The sequence below is a fragment of the Stenotrophomonas sp. YJH_SMC_17 genome, assembly GCF_059371655.1.
The window spans coordinates 775014-791140 of record NZ_JCAFUU010000001.1 but is presented as its reverse complement, the minus strand read 5'-3'; the positions used below and the strand labels follow the sequence as shown (position 1 = coordinate 791140).

Sequence of the window (16127 nt, the reverse complement as noted above, 5' to 3'; positions counted from 1 at the left end):
AGTCCCTTACCAGTTGCGGAAGCGCTTGGGCGGGTCGTACAGTCCGCCGGACCAGCGCACCAGGTCCTTGACCGAACGCGCGGCCAGCAGGTCACGGCTGGCATCGCGCGGTGAGATGCCAAGATCTTCAGGACGACGGATCACGCCGCGGTCGCGCAGGTTCTCCACCGTCGCGCGGTCGCGGCCAAGGCCGACGGCGGTGTAGCCGGAGACGCCGCGGATCGCCTGTTCGCGTTCCTCCGGCGTGCGGCACAGCAGCAGGTTGGCGATGCCTTCCTCGGTCAAGACGTGGCTGACGTCGTCGCCGTAGATCATCACCGGCGGCAGCGGCATGTCCGCGCGCTCGGCCAGTTCCCAGGCGTCCAGTCGTTCAACGAAGGCCGGCGCCATGTGCTCGCGGAAGGTTTCCACCATCTGCACCACCAGCTTGCGCCCGCGCGGCATCTCGCCCGGTCGCGCGGCCTGTTGGCCAGCCTTGATCCACGCGTCGCTGGCGTGGCGGCGTCCGCGTGCGTCCGAACCCATGTTGGGTGCGCCACCGAAACCGGCGATGCGGTCGCGGGTGGCGGTGGAGCTGTTGCCCTGCAGGTCGATCTGCAGGGTCGAGCCGATGAACATGTCGCAGGCATACAGGCCGGCGGTCTGCGAGAACGCGCGGTTGGAGCGCATCGAACCGTCTGCACCGGTGAAGAACACATCGCCACGTGCGGCGATGTACTTCTCCATGCCCAGTTCCGAACCGAACGAATGCACCGATTTGACGAAGCCCGATTCGATCGCCGGAATCAGCGCCGGGTGCGGGTTCAGCGCCCAGTGCTGGCAGATCTTTCCCTTCAGCCCCAGCGATTCGGCGTAGGTCGGCAGCAGCAGCTCGATGGCCGCGGTGTCGAAGCCGATGCCATGGTTGAGGCGGTTGACGCCGTACTCGGCGTAGATGCCCTTGATGGCCATCATCGCCATCAGCACCTGGATCTCGGAGATCTGCGCGGGGTCGCGGGTGAACAGCGGTTCGATGTGGTTCGGGCGCGGTGCCTGCACCACGAAGTTGACCCAATCAGCGGGGATATCGACGCGGGGGAGGGTGTCGACGATTTCGTTGACCTGGGCGATGACGATGCCGCCACCGAAGGCGGTGGCTTCGACGATCACCGGGGTGTCTTCGGTGTTCGGGCCGGTGTAGAGGTTGCCGTGGCGGTCGGCGGCCTGCGCGGCGACCAGGGCCACGCGCGGGGTCAGGTCGATGAAGTAGCGGCCGAACAGTTCCAGGTAGGTGTGGATGGCGCCGATCTGGATGCGGCCTTCGGCCACCAGGTTGGCCAGCCGCACCGACTGCGGGCCAGAGAACGAAAAATCCAGCTTGGACGCGATGCCGCGCTCGAACACATCCAGGTGCGAGGGCAGGGACAGCACCGACTGCACCATGTGCAGGTCGTGCACCCGTGCCGGGTCCAGATCGGCCAGCGCCTGGGCCAGGAAGTCGGCCTGCTTCTGGTTGTTGCCCTCCAGGCAGACCTTGTCGCCCGGCTCCAGCAGCGCGTGCAGCAGCTCGCCCACATTGGCGGCGGCGACTTCGCGGCCCCGGGCCCAAGGCGCTGCCCGTTCCAGGCGGGCCTGGCGGCTGCGTTCCAACGTGTCCCAGCTCGGGTTCATCGACCGGCTTCCGATTGGTGTCGGAATAATTACGGCATAATTACAAAGGGATGTGCAACCCGCAGCGCAGCAAAAAAAAAGGCCCGCACGCAGGCGGGCCCATTCAGGTAGGCCGCGACCGTCGGTCGTGGCAGTGCGGGGAGGCAGGTGCCGATCAACGGTCGGCACCCACCGCGCTTGCGCCGGTAGTTCCAGGGCATGCGTGGATAGGGCCCCGATGTGGGGTCAGAGCTTTCCTGCGGAAAGGGATCCGACCCCGGCATGCGGCGGGCTTAGAATTTCCAGCGCAGGCTGGCCGACACGAAGCGCGGCTCGCCGAAGTTGTTGTAGTCCAGGTTGGCCCAGTAGGTCTTGTCCAGCGCGTTGCGCACGCTCAGCGTCGCGGTCCAGTTGTCGCTGATGCGGTAGTTGGCGTTGAACTGCACCAGCGAGTACGCCGGCTGGTTCACTGTGACCGTGCCGCCCAGCGGATACGCGATGTTGTAGCCCTGCACCTTGCTCTGCCACTGCACCCCGCCACCGATGCTCAGTCGTTCCAGCGCGCCGCGCAGCTGCAGCTGCGTGTTGAGCTGCAGCAGGTCCTTGGGCGGGTTGGCGTACAGCAGGTCGGTGGCGGCGCGGGTCACCTTGACGTGAGTGTAGCCGGCGTTGACCGTCCACCCCGGCAGGATCTCGCCATTGACGTCCATCTCCCAGCCGCGCGCCTTGGTGCCGTTGACGCCGATGTAGGCCGAGGTGCCATCGCTCAGCGAGCCTTCCGGTACGCCCATGTCACGCACTGCATAGTTGTCCTGCTTGGCTTCGAACACGGCGGCGTTGGCGGTCAGGCGGCCATCGAACCACTGCGTCTTGATGCCTGCCTCCAGGTTCGAACCCTGCACCGGCGCCAGCAGGTTCTCGTTGCGGTCCTTGTAGTTCTGCGGATTGAAGATCTCGGTGTAGCTGGCGTAGGCCGACACGTTGGGGGTGATGTCGTAGACCAGGCCCACGTACGGGGTGACTTCATCGCTCACCTTGTAGGCGCCGCTGGTGCCGGTATAGGCGCCTGCCGCGTTGTAGGAGCGGCTGAGGGTTTCCCAGCGGCTTAGCCGCGCGCCTGCAATCAGCGACAGCGGATCGGCCAGGCGCAGGCGGGTGGCCAGGTACACGCCACTCTGCGTGGTCTTGGCTACGCGGCGTGCGCCGGTACGACGGTAGGTCACTTCGGAGATGTCGCCGTTCCAGCTGTACACATTGGGGATGTAGTAGCAGCGTTCGCTGCCACAGCGCGCCCAGTCGGTCGGGTAGTTCAGCGCGAGGGTGTTCGTCGTGCCTTCCAGGTCCGACCACTGCGCGCCAACGGTGAGGTCGTGCTCGCGGCCGAACAGGTCGAAGCTGCCGGTCAGGTAGGCGTCGACGTTGCGGCGGGTGTCCTTGGAATCACCGGCGGCCGCGCGCAGGAAGATGCCCGAGCCGGTCACCGGGTCCGGGTTGCCGGTGCCGTACAGGCGCACGTTCTGCACGTTGCCACGGGTGTAGGCGGTGTTGATCTTCAGCAGCCAGTTGTCACCGAAGCGCTGTTCGAGGTTGGCGAACGCGGTGTTGCTCTCGCGCTTCCAGTAGCTCCACTTCGGCGACAGGTTGGTCGAACGCGGCAGGTGGGCGAAGTTGCCCTGGTTGTCGAAGAACGGCACGGTGCCCCAGGTCGAGCCGGTCGGGTTGTTGTCCTGGCTCTGGTAGCCGAGGGTGATCGTGGTGCTGTCGGTGACGTCGCCTTCCAGCACCGCCATGCCGGCCATCTTGTTCTCGTCGTAGCGATCGTAATACAGGCCACGATCGGTATAGGCGGCGACCACGCGGCTGCGGAAACGGCCATCATCGGTCAGCGGCGCAGTCACGTCCGCCTCCATGCGCCGGTAGTCCCAGCTGCCGGCGCTGATCGCGAACGAGGCATCGAACTCCTTGCCCGGGCGCTTGCGCAGCAGGTTGACCGTGGCCGACGGCACGCCGGCGCCACTGAGCAGGCCGTTGGCACCGCGGATCACCTCGATGCGGTCATAGAAGGCGGTGTCGTACTCCTGGTTGGTCGAACCGCTGTAGGTCGGGATGCCGTCGACCTGGAAGTCAGTGATGGCGAAGCCGCGTGCGTAGTACAGCGGCCGCTGGGTGTCATAGAAGGACACGCTGACGCCGGTGACGTTGCGCATCACGTCGTTGATGCTGAACAGCGATTCGTCCTGCAGGCGCTTCAGGCTGATCGCCGTGGCCGACTGCGGGGTTTCCTGCAGCGTGATCGGCAGGCGGGTGGTGCTGGATGGCGGAGCGGACTGCTCGGCACGGACGCTGACCCGGTCCAGGGTCTTGGCATCAGCTGAGCCGTCGGCGGCAGCAAACGCGCTGGGCGCCGCCAGCAGGGACAGCGACGAAAGCAGGGCAGCCGGCAGCAGCGCGCGGCGGGGCAGGCGGTTACGCAGGGTCAAGGACATGGTGGGCTCGAGGCTTGGAAGCGGGGAAGGGTGGCGACAGTCGTCCAGTACCCGGGGCGGCGGCTTCGGGCACATCAGGTCCATCTGGGAGGGCGCGGTCACTGCGCAGGGCGCAAATGTAAATAATTCTTAACAACATTACAATTCGTATCGATGCGCAGGGGCGTCCTGGCACCGGGCACGGCCGTCCGTAGAGCCGAGCCCATGCTCGGCTGCTTCTGGCTGGAGCCGAGCATGGGCTCGGCTCTACACCAGGGAGCCCCTCCCAAAAAACGAACGGCCACCCGAAGGTGGCCGTCCGTCTGCATCGAAAGGAAATGGCGGGCTTAAAGCGCCTGCAGTTCCTCGTTGGCGTTTCGCTTTTCCTTGGCCGGCGCCGGAACCGCGGTCGGCGCAGGCGCTGCCGCATTGGCATCCACCGGCACTTCCAGGTAGGGCAGGTGCAGGGTCTGGCTGGTCAGCGTGCGGATCTCGTTGGTCAGCGCGGCGCTGTCGTTGAGCTTGCGCCCGTACGACGGCACGATCTCGCGCAGGCGCGCTTCCCAACCGGCCTTCATCTGGTCCGGGAAGGCCTTGGCCATCAGGTCCAGCATGATCGGCGGCGAAGTCGACGCGCCCGGCGAGGCGCCCAGCAGCGCGGCGATGGTGTGGTCCTTGTCGGTCACGATCTCGGTACCGAACTGCAGCACCGGGCCCTTCAGCGGGTCGCGCTTGATGATCTGCACGCGCTGGCCGGCGGTGATCAGCTTCCAGTCGCCCGGCTTGGCGTTGGGGAAGTACTTGACCAGCTCGGCCTGGCGATCAGCATCGTTCAGGCGCGCCTGGCCCATCAGGTACTGCACCAGATCAAGGTTGTCCTTGCCCACTTCCAGCATCGGGCCGACGTTGTTGTGGGTGACTGACGAGTACAGGTCCCACCACGAGCCGTGCTTGAGGAACTTGGTGCTGTACAGCGCGAACGGCCCGAACAGGACCACCGGCTTGCCGTCCAGCTTGCGCGCATCCAGATGCGGCACCGACATCGGCGGGGAGCCGGTCTCGGCCATGCCGTAGGCCTTCACGCCGTGGCGCGAGGTCACGTCCTGGCCCTGGAAGGCCAGGAACTGGCCACCGACCGGGAAGCCGGCGTAGTCCTTGGATTCCGGGATGCCCGACATCTGCAGCAGCTTGAGCGCGGCGCCACCGGCACCGATGAACACGAAGCGGGCGTGGGTGGTGGACTCGGTGCCGGCCTTGAGGTCCTTCACCGTCACGTTCCAGCTCTTGTCGGCGTTCTGCCGCAGCGCGCTCACTTCATGGTTCAGGTGCAGGCTGAAGTTCGGACTGCGCTGCAGGCCGGTGGTCAGCTGGCGGGTGATCACGCCGAAGTTGACGTCGGTACCGAGCGGCATCCAGGTCGCGGCCACCTTCTGCTTCGGGTCACGGCCTTCCATCAGCAGCGGTGCCCACTGCTTGATCTGTGCCGGATCTTCGGAGTACTGCATGCCGTAGAACAGCGGATTCTTCACCAGGGCCTGCTGGCGCTTGTGCAGGTAGGCGATGTTGTCATCGCCCCAGACGAAGCTCATGTGCGGGGTCGGGTTGATGAAGTCGCTGGGCTGGCTCAGCCGCCCTTCCTTGACCTGGTGCGACCAGAACTGGCGCGAGACCTCGAACGATTCGGCGATGCCGACCGCGCGCTTGGTCTCGATGCTGCCGTCGGGCAGTTCCGGGGTGTAGTTCAGTTCGGCGAAGGCCGAGTGGCCGGTGCCGGCGTTGTTCCAGCCATCGGAGCTTTCGCCGGCGACGGTGTCGAGGCGTTCGTAGACCTGGATGTTCCAGTCCGGCTGCAGTTCCTGCAGGTAGGTGGCCAGGGTGATGCTCATGATGCCGGCGCCGACCAGCACAACGTCGACGGGCTTGTCATTGCTGGCGGCGGGCACCGAGCGCTGGGTCAGCGGCCAGTACAGGAACAGCGCGGCGGCCAGCAACAGCAGCACGAGCAGGGCGAGAAGAGCCTTGCCAAATTTCTTCATGGGGGCGGGATCGTTGGCGGAGGGGAGGAGTTCAGGATGCGCAGGGAGCAGGGAAAGGGCGTGAAGAAACAACGCCTTGCAGCATCCAGCTGCGATTCTAACCGGATCCGGTCCGTTTTTGATGCAACGCAGCATCCGGCACTTCGCGCCATCCTTACCCGGTAGCGCCGGGCGATGCCTGGCGGCGCCGTCAATCAAACCAACTCAAGAATCTCGTCACCGGCCTCGTCGACCTCCCCGGTCGGGCGCCAGCCCAGGCGCCGGTAGAAGCCGTGCGAGCGCGAGCGCGGGTCGGCCGAGCAGGCCAGGAACAGCCGCGGGTGGCCGGCATCGCGGGTCAGGCTGACCACCTCCTGCAGCAGCTGGCGGCCGATGCCGCGGCCTTCATATTCAGGCAGCAGGGCCAGCACCAGTACTTCGCCACTGTCGCGATCGGCGAAACAGTAGCCGGCCATGCGCTCGCCGTCCCAGGCGATGCGGCCGATGAAGTCGCCTGCCGAGATGGCTTCGGCCCATGTCTGCGCGGTGATGCCCAGCTCCGCCAGTTGCGCGGCGCTGAAGGCGTTCTCGCGGGTGCGCCCACGCAGGTCGATGCAGGCGGCAGCGTCTTCGGGGCGCGCATCGCGGACGAATACGGGCATGCAGGGCTTCCTTGCAGTGATCGGCCGGCCAGTATCCGCATCACGCATGGACCCGGTGTGTAGGGCGCATGGAGATTGGATGGAGAAAAAGGAGACGGAGGCGATTAAGTCGTTTAAGGCCCAAACGTCATGCAGGGCAAAGATGACGTGATCCCCTCAGTCCGCTTTTTTTTCAGCGCTTGCGCCGGATCAGCGCGGAGGACGCGTCCAGCACCGCGCGGGTCAGCAGCGCCATGGTCTGCACGTCGCCCTTCCAGTGCTGCCAGTACAGCGGTACGTCTTCCCAGGCGCGCTGGCGCACGTAGACCAGGCGGCCGGCGTCCAGGTGCCGCTTCACCAGCGGCAGGGGGTTCATGGTCCAGCCCATGCCGCCCAGGTTGGCCTGCACGAAAGCGCGGGTGGACGGGATCCACCAGGTCGGCGCGGTGCTGGGCAGGTCGTCGCCGGCCATGCGCCGGGCAAAGCGCGACTGCATGTCGTCCTTGCGGTTGAACACCAGCACCGGGGCCTGCGCCAGCGCCTGCGCGGTCACGCCCTTGGCGAAATGGCGCTCGCGGAACTCAGGGGTGCAGGTCGCCGCATAGCGGATGCTGCCCAGCGCGTGGATCTGGCAACCCTGCACCGGCTCGTCCAGTGTGGTCACTGCACCGAGCACCGTGCCCTGGCGCAGCAGTTCGACGGTGTGGTCCTGGTCCTCTACGCGCAGGTCCAGCGTGGTGCCGGTGGTCTGTGCGAACTGATAGGCCGCCTGCGGGAACCAGGTCTCCAGGCTGTCGTGGTTCACCGCCGCCGGGATGCTGGCCTGTGGCAGATCCTCGTCCGCCAGGCCCATCCGGTGCAATGCATCGTGTTCGAGCAGGGCGGTCTGCTCGGCCAGCTGCACCAGCAGCTGACCCTCGGCAGTGGCGGTGGCCGGGGTGCCACGCTTGACCAGCAGGCGGCCGATCCGGTCTTCCAGCGCTTTGACCCGCTGCGAGATGGCGGACGGGGTGACATTCAGCGACTGCGCGGCGCGGTCGAAGCTGCCTTCGCGGATCACCGCGGCCAGGGCACGCAGCTGGGCATGATCGATACGCATCGAATTAAGCTCCGCTAATGTTGGTTTAGGAAGTTTAGCTCGTCTTTCTCATGTTGCGGCGCGACAATGGCGCTCGTTCCGGTGCTGTCCGCCTTCGCGAGGCACCGTCCCCCAAGCAAGCAAAGGCAGTGAATCCCATGTTCTCGGTCATCTCCGCCAGCACCGGCCTCGGTGCCTGGTTCTCTGGTGCAGCCACCGGCATCGGCCTGTTCGCCGTGGTCGGCGCCCAGAGCGCCTTCATCCTGCGCCAGGGCATCCTGCGCAAGCACATCGTGCCGGTGGTCGCCACCTGTGCGGCCATCGATGCGATCTTCATCTTTGCCAGTGTGGCCGGCCTGCGCACGCTCACTTCGGCGCTGCCGTGGCTGACCACCGCCGTGCTGTGGACCGGCGTGGCGTTCCTGGCGTGGTACGCGATGAAGTCGGCGCGCCGTGCGATCGCCGGTGGGGGCGGCATGGGCGAGGCCGACAGCGACGACGGCAGCCGCCGCGCGGTGCTGATGGCCGCGGTCGGTTTCTCGCTGATCAACCCGCACTTCTGGCTGGACATGATGGTGATCGGTTCGATTGCCGAGAACTTCGGCAACGCCCGCATGGCCTTCGCCGCCGGCGTGGTCACCGCCAGCTGCCTGTGGCTGACCGCGCAGGGCCTGGGCGCGCGCCTGCTGGCGCCGCTGTTCACCAAGCCCAGCACCTGGCGCGTGCTCGACGGCACCATCGCGGTGATCCTCAGCATCCTGGCCCTCACGTTGGCGGTGCGCGGGGTCCATTGACCCGGCGCACGCCCCCCGAACCCACGTCCTGACTCTCTCTCTCCAAGGTAGTGGTAACGACGGCACCGGCAACGGTGCCGTCGTTTTTTGCGCGCCACTGGCGGGCGGGGCACTGGCCTGCCTAGAATCGGCCAGCCGGGACAAGGGGTCCAGGCAGGGGAGAGATGGATGCACAAGCGCTGGCTGGCCGCCCTCATCGTGGCGGGACTATGGTGTGGAACCGCTGCTGCGGTCGATCTGGGCGCCTACGTGCGGGCGGACAAGTTCGGCGATGTCCTGCTGTCCCCCGGGGGCGAATACTTGGCGGCAACCGTGCCCGGCGACGGATTCACCGCCGTGATCATCCTGCGCACGGACGACAACACGCCGGTGGGCAACCTGCGGCCGCCACTCAATTCGCATGTCTTCGACATGCACTGGGTCAACAACGATCAGGTGATGTTCGGGTTGGCGCAGAAGTTCGGCACCCGCGATGCGCCCTGGGCCACCGGCGAGCTGCTCACCCTTGATGCGCGCACCGGGCGACCGGAACTACTGGTGGGCTACCGCGATCTTGGCCTGCGCGTGCGGCCCAAGTACCGGACGTCGGCTGCGGCGTTCCTCAGTGACGCCTTGCCGGGCGACGATGCCCATGTGGTCATCGCGGTGGGTGGATCGCGGCTGGACGCCAATGGCTATGCGGCCCAGCTTGAACTGGCAAGCGGCAAGCAGCGCCTGCTGGCCCGCGCGCCGATGCCGGGTGCCTCCTATGTGGTGGATGCCCGAGGCGACGTGCGTTTCGTCCAGGGCGTCGGTACCGATAACGTCCGACGGCTCTACCACCGCAACGGTGGCGACTGGGTGCTGGTCAATGATGAGAAACGCAGTGGTCGCGGCGAGGCGGCGCTGGGCTTTTCCGCCGACGGTCAGCTGGCCTACCTGCTCAGTGAGCAGCCGAGCGGCCCCGATGCCATCGTCAGCTGGAACCCGGCGACGCAGGAGCGCAAGGTCGTGCTGCGCGACGAGGTCGTCGATCCGGCGCGACTGATCCACCGCCCGGGCAGCACTGTGCCGGTCGGCGCGGTGTTCCTGGGAAACACACCGCATACCCGGTTCTTCGACGAGAGCTCCGAGGAGGCGCGGTTGTACCGCAGCCTGGAAGCGGCCTTCCCCGGGCGTGCAGTGTTCATCACCTCCAGTACCCGCGACGGTCGCCGCCTGCTGGTGGAAACCGGATCCGGTTCCAATCCGGGCGAGTTCTATCTCTACGACCGTGACCGCAACCAAGCGCGCTTCCTGTTGGCCCGCAGCGAGTGGTTTGACCCGGAGACCACCGCTTCGGTGCGGCCGGTCCTGCTGAAGGCGCGCGACGGAATGGACCTCCATGGGTTCCTGACCGTGCCCCATGGCAGTTCCGGCCGTGACCTGCCGATGGTGGTGGTGCCGCATGGCGGGCCGATCGGAATATTCGACGACGGTCGTTTCGATCGCGAGAACCAGTTGCTGGCCGCTGCCGGATACGCCGTGCTGCAGATCAATTTCCGTGGCTCGGGCAACTACGGCCGTGCCCACAGCCGGGCCGCACTGAAGCAATGGGGCGGCACGATGCAGGACGACGTGACTGACGCCACACGCTGGGCGATCAGCGAAGGCATCGCCGATGCCCGGCGCATCTGCATCTACGGTGCCAGCTACGGTGCCTACTCGGCGATGATGGGCGCTGCCCGCGAGCCAGGGTTGTACCAGTGCGCGGCCGGCTATGTGGGCGTCTACGACCTGCCGCTGATGTTTACCAGCGGCGACGCCAAAGGCAGCGATTCGACAACGGGCTATCTGCGCGAGTGGCTGGGTGATCCGGCAACGCTGGGTGCGCTCTCGCCGGTGAACCTGGCGGATCGGATCAAGGTGCCGGTGTTCCTGGCGGCAGGCGGTGAAGACAAGCGCGCCCCGATCCAGCATACCGAGCGCATGGAAGCGGCCCTCAAGCGTGCCGGCACGCCGGTGGAAAGCCTCTACTACCGGACCGAGGGCCACGGCTTCTACACCGAGGCCCATCGCAGCGAGTACTACTGCAGGCTGCTGGCCTTCCTGTCGCGCAGCCTCGGCGGCAAGACCGCCACGGCACCGGACAGCAAGGGCAAGGCGCCGTAACGCAAAGGGCGGCCGATGACTCATCCGCCGCCCCGGTTCCTGCCTGCGCTGGGCCTATTTGACCCCGTGCATCATCCGCTTCAGCAACGGCGCGGCGATGAAGGCGGCCAGCGCACACCCCAGGCCGATCCACATCAGCAGCCAGAACAGGTGCGCGTAGGCACCGGCCGCAGCCACCATGTCCAGCGATTCGCCTTCGGGTACCTCGATCGCGGCCAGCTTGCCGAACAGCGCGGCCAGCGTCTCCGAGAATGCGGTGGCCAGGAACCAGGTGCCCATCATCAGGCTCATCACCCGCGGCACGGCCAACTGGGTGACCGCCGACAGGCCGACCGGCGACAGGCACATCTCGCCACTGGCCAGCAGGAAGTAGGCCAGCACCAGCCACCACACACTGGCCATCTCGCCGGTAGCGCCGACCTGCTGTGCGGCCAGTGCCAGCGGCACGAACGACAGCGCGCCGATCACCAGACCCCAGGCGGATTTCACCGGCTTGCCCGGCTCCCAGCCGCGACGGTCCATCCACGTCCACAGTGCGGCGAAGGCCGGTGCCAGCAGCACCAGGAACAGGCCGCCCAGGTAGGTCAGCGAGCCGGCGGTCTGCGGAATCACCAGACAGTCGCGTACCAGCAGCACCAGCATCAGCACCACGATGGCGGCGAAGAAGATGCGAGGTGCCGACGAGCCCGGACGGCGCTCGGACAACCGTGCGCTGACCACGAAGCCGAGCGGTGCCAGCAGCAGCGAGATGATCGACCATGGCAGTGGAGTGCCGCCGGTGATCACCAGCGACGGCACGATATCCTTGGTCAACAGGCGGTCGGTGAAGGTCACCCACGAGCCGTAGGACTGCTCGTACATCGTGAAGAACACCAGCGCCATGAAGATCAGCACCATCAGCGCGATCATCTGCTGGCGCTGCACCGGCGTGCACTGCGTGCCGGTGAACCAGGCGAACCAGACCAGCACGCCGCCCAGCACCACCAGCATGAGCATCAACGCCAGGCTGATTTCACCGCCGAGCGCGAACGCGCCATTGCCAGCCGCCCACATCAGCCACGCCACCGGCAGCACACCGAGCACCGCGCACAGATAGATGAGCCATTCGCGGGGCAGGCCCAGCACCTTCTGCTTCAGCGCGGCCGGCTGTGGCGGTTCGGCGTGGCCCTGCAGGTACTTCTGTCCCCACAGGAACATCGCCAGGCCGGCCAGCATGCCGATACCCGCGGCACCGAAGCCGTATTTCCAGCCGTAGGCTTCGCCGAGGAAACCGCACACCAGGGACGAGAACAGCGCGCCCAGATTGATGCCGGCGTAGAACAGCGAGAAACCCGAATCGCGGCGCGGATCGTCCTTGGCGTAGAGCTTGCCGACGATGGTGGAGATGTTCGGCTTCAGGAAGCCCACGCCCATGATGATCAGTGCCAGCGACAGGTAGGTCACCGCCAGCGCCGAGGTGTCGCGCACCACCTCACCGTTGACCCGGTACGCCGGGTGGCCCTCGAAGGCCATGCCGAGGTGGCCAAGCACCAGCAGGATGCCGCCGAACAGCACCGCCCGGCGCATGCCCAGCCAGCGGTCGGCCAGCATGCCGCCGAATACCGGGATGCAGTACACCAGGCCACCGTAGGCACCGAGCAGGTCCAGGCCGGCCTTGTCGCCGAACAGGTGGTATTTGGTGAGGTACAGCAGCAGCAGTGCCTTCATGCCGTAGAAGGAGAAGCGCTCCCACATTTCAGTGAAGAAGCATACGTAGACGCCCTTGGGGTGGCCCAGGAAATCGTCGGAAGCGATAGCGGTGGAATTCATCGCGGAATTATAGGACTGTGGCCCGATCCGCTTTCAGTGGATCCACGCCATGCGTGGATTGCCGGACTGGTCTGGGCGATCACAGGTATCGCAACCACGCCAGATCGCGCCTTCGCGCTTTGAACCGCGCGAAGGCCCGCGTCGGCGGGTACAGCACCACCGCCAGCGCACAGGCCACCAGCAGCAGGCCGGCCACCGAATCCAGTGCGTACAGGTCACCGTGCGTCGGTCCCCAGATAGCCAGCGCGGCCAGGTACAGCCCCTTCAGCACATACAGGTGCAGCAGGTAGAAGAACATCGGCGCGGCGCCGATATCGGCCAGCGGGCGCAGCGCACGCGCCAGGGGTGGCCATTCGTACAGGCGCAGCAACAGCAGTCCCACGCCCAGGGTCAGCAGCAGGAACTGCAGCGACGGCGGGTACTTGGTGATGTTGAGGATGCTCAGCCAGGTGCGCAGCGTCGTGGCCTGGTATTGCCAGGGGGCATCCCCGTACTGGTTGGCGAACCGCAGCAATGCGAACAGGGCCAGCGCGCCGACGCCTGTCCACAGCAGCCCGCGCTGGCGCTGCTCCGGTGCGCGCTCGCGGGTGAACCACGGCCCCATCAGATAACCCAGTGCGATCACCCCGATCCACGGCAGCACCGGATAGGAGGTGCGCAGGCGCATCACCCCTGCGTCGATCCAGTCGCGCTGGTGCAGCACCTTCCACAGCACGGCCAGTACGCCATTCCCTTCCACCCGCACCCCATCGAACAGATTGTGGCCGGCCACCAGCAGCACGCCCAGCACCAGCAGGGCCGGGCGCGGCAGCCACAACAGGCCGGCCAGCGCGATCATGCTCAGCCCGATGGCCCAGATCACCTGCAGGTACAGCGTGTCCGGCGGCAGCTGGAAGGTCCAGGCGAAATTCACCAGGGTCAGTTCCAGCACGACCAGGAACAGCCCGCGCTTGAGCAGGAAGGCTGCGGTGGCCCGGCGCGGATCCGCCTGGCGTTGGCCGTACAGCCAGGCCGAAAGGCCGGTCAGCAACACGAATACCGGGGCGCACAGATGGGCCAGCAGGCGGCAGGCGAACAGGGCCGGCGAGACCGTGGAGGCATCCATCGGGTCGCTCACCTGGTACTGCAGGAAAAAGGTCTCGCGCACGTGGTCCAGCAACATCAGCAGCATCACGGTGCCGCGCAGCTGGTCGATGGAGGCCAGGCGGGGGGAGGGGGAAGGGGGCATGCGACGCAGGAACAACAAGGTAGCATTAAGATATAACATATCATTTGCGGCGTGCCCAACCGGACTTTGCCGGGTCGGTCGATTGCCGGTCCACGTACTGGCCCATTGCGCTGCAGCACAGGCCCCCATCCTTTGGCACGCTGGACTTGATCTGTCCTGAACGCTAGCGTGGCAGGGATTTTTTGCCAGCAGGGGCTTCCATGAACCACGACGCTGCGCCCAAGCAGCTCACCTTCCGCGCAGTGGCCCTGGCCATCGTGCTGGCGGTGGTGCTGTCGGCCGCAAACGCCTACCTCGGTCTGTTCGCAGGCCTGACCATCGCCACCGCCATTCCCGCCGCGGTGATTTCCATGGGCGTGCTGCGCCTGCTGGGCGGTGGCTCCATCCTTGAAAACAACATCGTGCAGACCGGCGCCTCGGCCGGCTCGTCGATCGCCGCCGGCGTCATCTTCACCATCCCCGCGCTGGTGATCATGGGCTACTGGCCGGACTTCAAGTACTGGTGGGTACTGGGCATCGCCGGTCTGGGCGGCCTGCTGGGCGTGCTGTTCTCGGTGCCGCTGCGCCGTTCGATGATCGTTGAAGATCCGCTGCCGTTCCCGGAAGGCAAGGCCGCGGCCGAAGTGCTCAAGGCCGGTGAGAACCCGGGCCCGGGCCTGAAGATCCTCGGCCTGTCGGCGGTGATCGGCGCGTTCGTGAAGCTGGCCGCGGAAAGCGGCATGCGCCTGATCCCGGACGCCTGGGCCACCTCGGCCTATGTCGGCAGCTCCAAGGTCACCGCCTTCATCGGCACCAACCTGTCGCCGGCGCTGCTGGGCGTGGGCTACATCGTCGGCCTCAACGTCGGCATCGTGGTGGTGTCCGGTTCGATCCTGACCTGGCACATCGCCATCCCGATCTACCAGGCGTTCTTCATGAACACCGATCCGGCCCTGGCCGCGTCGGTCGCCACCGCTTCGTCCACCGAAGCCGCGTTCGCCATCTGGGGCGCGAAGATGCGTTACCTGGGCGTCGGCGCGATGCTGATCGGTGGCATCTGGACCCTGATCTCGCTGCGCAAGTCGCTGCTGAACGGCGTCAAGAGCGGCTTCGCGGCTGCCCGCAAGAGTGGCGGCCCGGTGCTGGCGCACACCGAGCGCGACCTGCCGATGAAGTGGATGCTGGTCGCCCTGGTGGCCTTCGTGCTGCCGCTGCTGGCCCTGTACCAGGCCATCGTCGGCCAGTGGCACGTGTCGATCCCGATGACCCTCATCATGATCGTCGCCGGCTTCCTGTTCGTGTCGGTCTCGGCCTACCTGGCCGGCCTGATCGGTTCGTCCAACAACCCGGTCTCGGGCATCACCATCTCCACCATCCTGTTCGCCTCGGCCGTACTGGTCGTGCTGCTGGGCGCCGACGGCCTCAAGCCGGTCGGTGCCGGTGGTGCGCCGCTGGGTGCGGTGGCCGCGATCATGATCGGCGCGGTGGTGTGCTGCGCCGCCGCGGTCGGTGGTGACAACCTGCAGGACCTCAAGGCCGGCTACATCGTCGGTGCCACGCCGTGGAAGCAGCAGCTGATGCTGGGCATCGGTGCGTTCTCGTGCGCGCTGATCATGGCCCCGGTGCTGAACCTGCTGGCCACCGCCTACGGCATCGGCGTGAAGTCCGAGCTGCACCCGAACGCACTGGCCGCGCCGCAGGCCAACCTGATGGCCTCGGTGGCCAAGGGCCTGTTCGGTGGTGAACTGCCGTGGACCTTCATCGGCATCGGTGCCGTGGTCGGTGCCGCCATCATCGCCTTCGACAGTTGGCTGAAGTCGCGCAACGCCCGCTTCCGCGTGCCGGTGCTGGCCGCGGCCATCGGCATCTACCTGCCGCTGGAGCTGATGGTGCCGATCTTCCTCGGTGGCCTGATCGCCTACCTGGTCGAGCGCTTCCACAAGGTGCGCGCCGATGACGAAGAAGGCCGCGACCGCGTGCACAAGCCGGGCGTGCTGTTCGCCGCCGGCCTGATCACCGGCGAGGCGCTGATGGGCATCGCCATCGCGATTCCGATCGTGGTCAGCAGCCGCGCCGACGTGCTGGCCGTGCCGTTCCACCTGCCGGGCGCACAGTGGATCGGCCTGGCCGTGCTGTTCCTGGTCGGCTGGCTGATCTACCGCACCGGCAAGCGCGCCGTGGCGTAATGCCAAGGGGGGCGGATACCTGCCCAACGGGAAGGGCTCTGACCCCGACGCAGTCCCCCCGCAAACCGCGCTACGGCGCGGTTTGCTTTTTCTGGCGGTGGGACGAGCCCCCGCGGGCAGCCATGACCGATGGCCTTGGCAGCCCCGGCCGCACGGGCCTACCATCGGTTTTT

General features: G+C 66.6%; 10 protein-coding genes. 3 read left to right on the top strand and 7 right to left on the bottom strand.

Annotation, left to right across the window (positions count from 1 at the left end; all coding sequences use genetic code 11):
* Positions 1 to 6: 6 nt before the first annotated feature.
* The 5 genes from mdcA to AC5P8Z_RS03685 form a co-directional block, all read right to left on the bottom strand.
* Positions 7 to 1650 carry a malonate decarboxylase subunit alpha gene (gene mdcA / locus AC5P8Z_RS03705; protein ID WP_495228132.1) on the bottom strand — a complete coding sequence of 548 codons (1644 nt, stop codon included), beginning with the start codon at positions 1648 to 1650 and terminating at the stop codon, positions 7 to 9.
* Between the two features lie 272 nt (positions 1651 to 1922).
* The gene (locus AC5P8Z_RS03700; protein ID WP_286071228.1) at positions 1923 to 4115 is read right to left on the bottom strand and encodes a TonB-dependent siderophore receptor; all 2193 of its coding nucleotides are present in this window, start codon (positions 4113 to 4115) and stop codon (positions 1923 to 1925) included.
* A 326-nt stretch (positions 4116 to 4441) separates the two neighbouring features.
* Positions 4442 to 6130 (bottom strand): malate dehydrogenase (quinone), encoded by a 1689-nt coding sequence (gene mqo, locus AC5P8Z_RS03695; protein WP_495228130.1) that lies wholly within the window; start codon positions 6128 to 6130, stop codon positions 4442 to 4444.
* Positions 6131 to 6324: 194 nt separating this feature from the next.
* Positions 6325 to 6771 carry a GNAT family N-acetyltransferase gene (locus tag AC5P8Z_RS03690; RefSeq protein ID WP_286071230.1) on the bottom strand — a complete coding sequence of 149 codons (447 nt, stop codon included), beginning with the start codon at positions 6769 to 6771 and terminating at the stop codon, positions 6325 to 6327.
* Positions 6772 to 6943: 172 nt separating this feature from the next.
* Positions 6944 to 7849 carry a LysR family transcriptional regulator ArgP gene (locus tag AC5P8Z_RS03685; protein ID WP_286071231.1) on the bottom strand — a complete coding sequence of 302 codons (906 nt, stop codon included), beginning with the start codon at positions 7847 to 7849 and terminating at the stop codon, positions 6944 to 6946.
* Between the two features lie 137 nt (positions 7850 to 7986).
* Here AC5P8Z_RS03685 and AC5P8Z_RS03680 point away from each other — a divergent pair, with 137 nt between their 5' ends.
* Both AC5P8Z_RS03680 and AC5P8Z_RS03675 read left to right on the top strand, forming a co-directional pair.
* Complete coding sequence (locus AC5P8Z_RS03680; RefSeq protein ID WP_005408523.1) at positions 7987 to 8622, top strand: LysE/ArgO family amino acid transporter; 636 nt, start codon at positions 7987 to 7989, stop codon at positions 8620 to 8622.
* A gap of 168 nt (positions 8623 to 8790) precedes the next feature.
* Positions 8791 to 10752, top strand: a complete 1962-nt coding sequence (locus AC5P8Z_RS03675) for an alpha/beta hydrolase family protein (protein WP_495228127.1) — start codon at positions 8791 to 8793, stop codon at positions 10750 to 10752.
* Between the two features lie 54 nt (positions 10753 to 10806).
* On the opposite strand, the gene AC5P8Z_RS03670 is transcribed toward AC5P8Z_RS03675, so the two are convergent.
* On the bottom strand, positions 10807 to 12561 hold the full coding sequence (locus tag AC5P8Z_RS03670; RefSeq protein ID WP_286071233.1) for a peptide MFS transporter: 1755 nt from the start codon (positions 12559 to 12561) through the stop codon (positions 10807 to 10809).
* A 79-nt stretch (positions 12562 to 12640) separates the two neighbouring features.
* Positions 12641 to 13789, bottom strand: a complete 1149-nt coding sequence (locus AC5P8Z_RS03665) for an acetyltransferase domain-containing protein (protein ID WP_295565556.1) — start codon at positions 13787 to 13789, stop codon at positions 12641 to 12643.
* Between the two features lie 200 nt (positions 13790 to 13989).
* On the opposite strand from AC5P8Z_RS03665, the gene AC5P8Z_RS03660 reads away from it, so the two are divergent.
* On the top strand, positions 13990 to 15954 hold the full coding sequence (locus tag AC5P8Z_RS03660; protein WP_099553005.1) for an OPT family oligopeptide transporter: 1965 nt from the start codon (positions 13990 to 13992) through the stop codon (positions 15952 to 15954).
* Positions 15955 to 16127 lie beyond the last annotated feature (173 nt).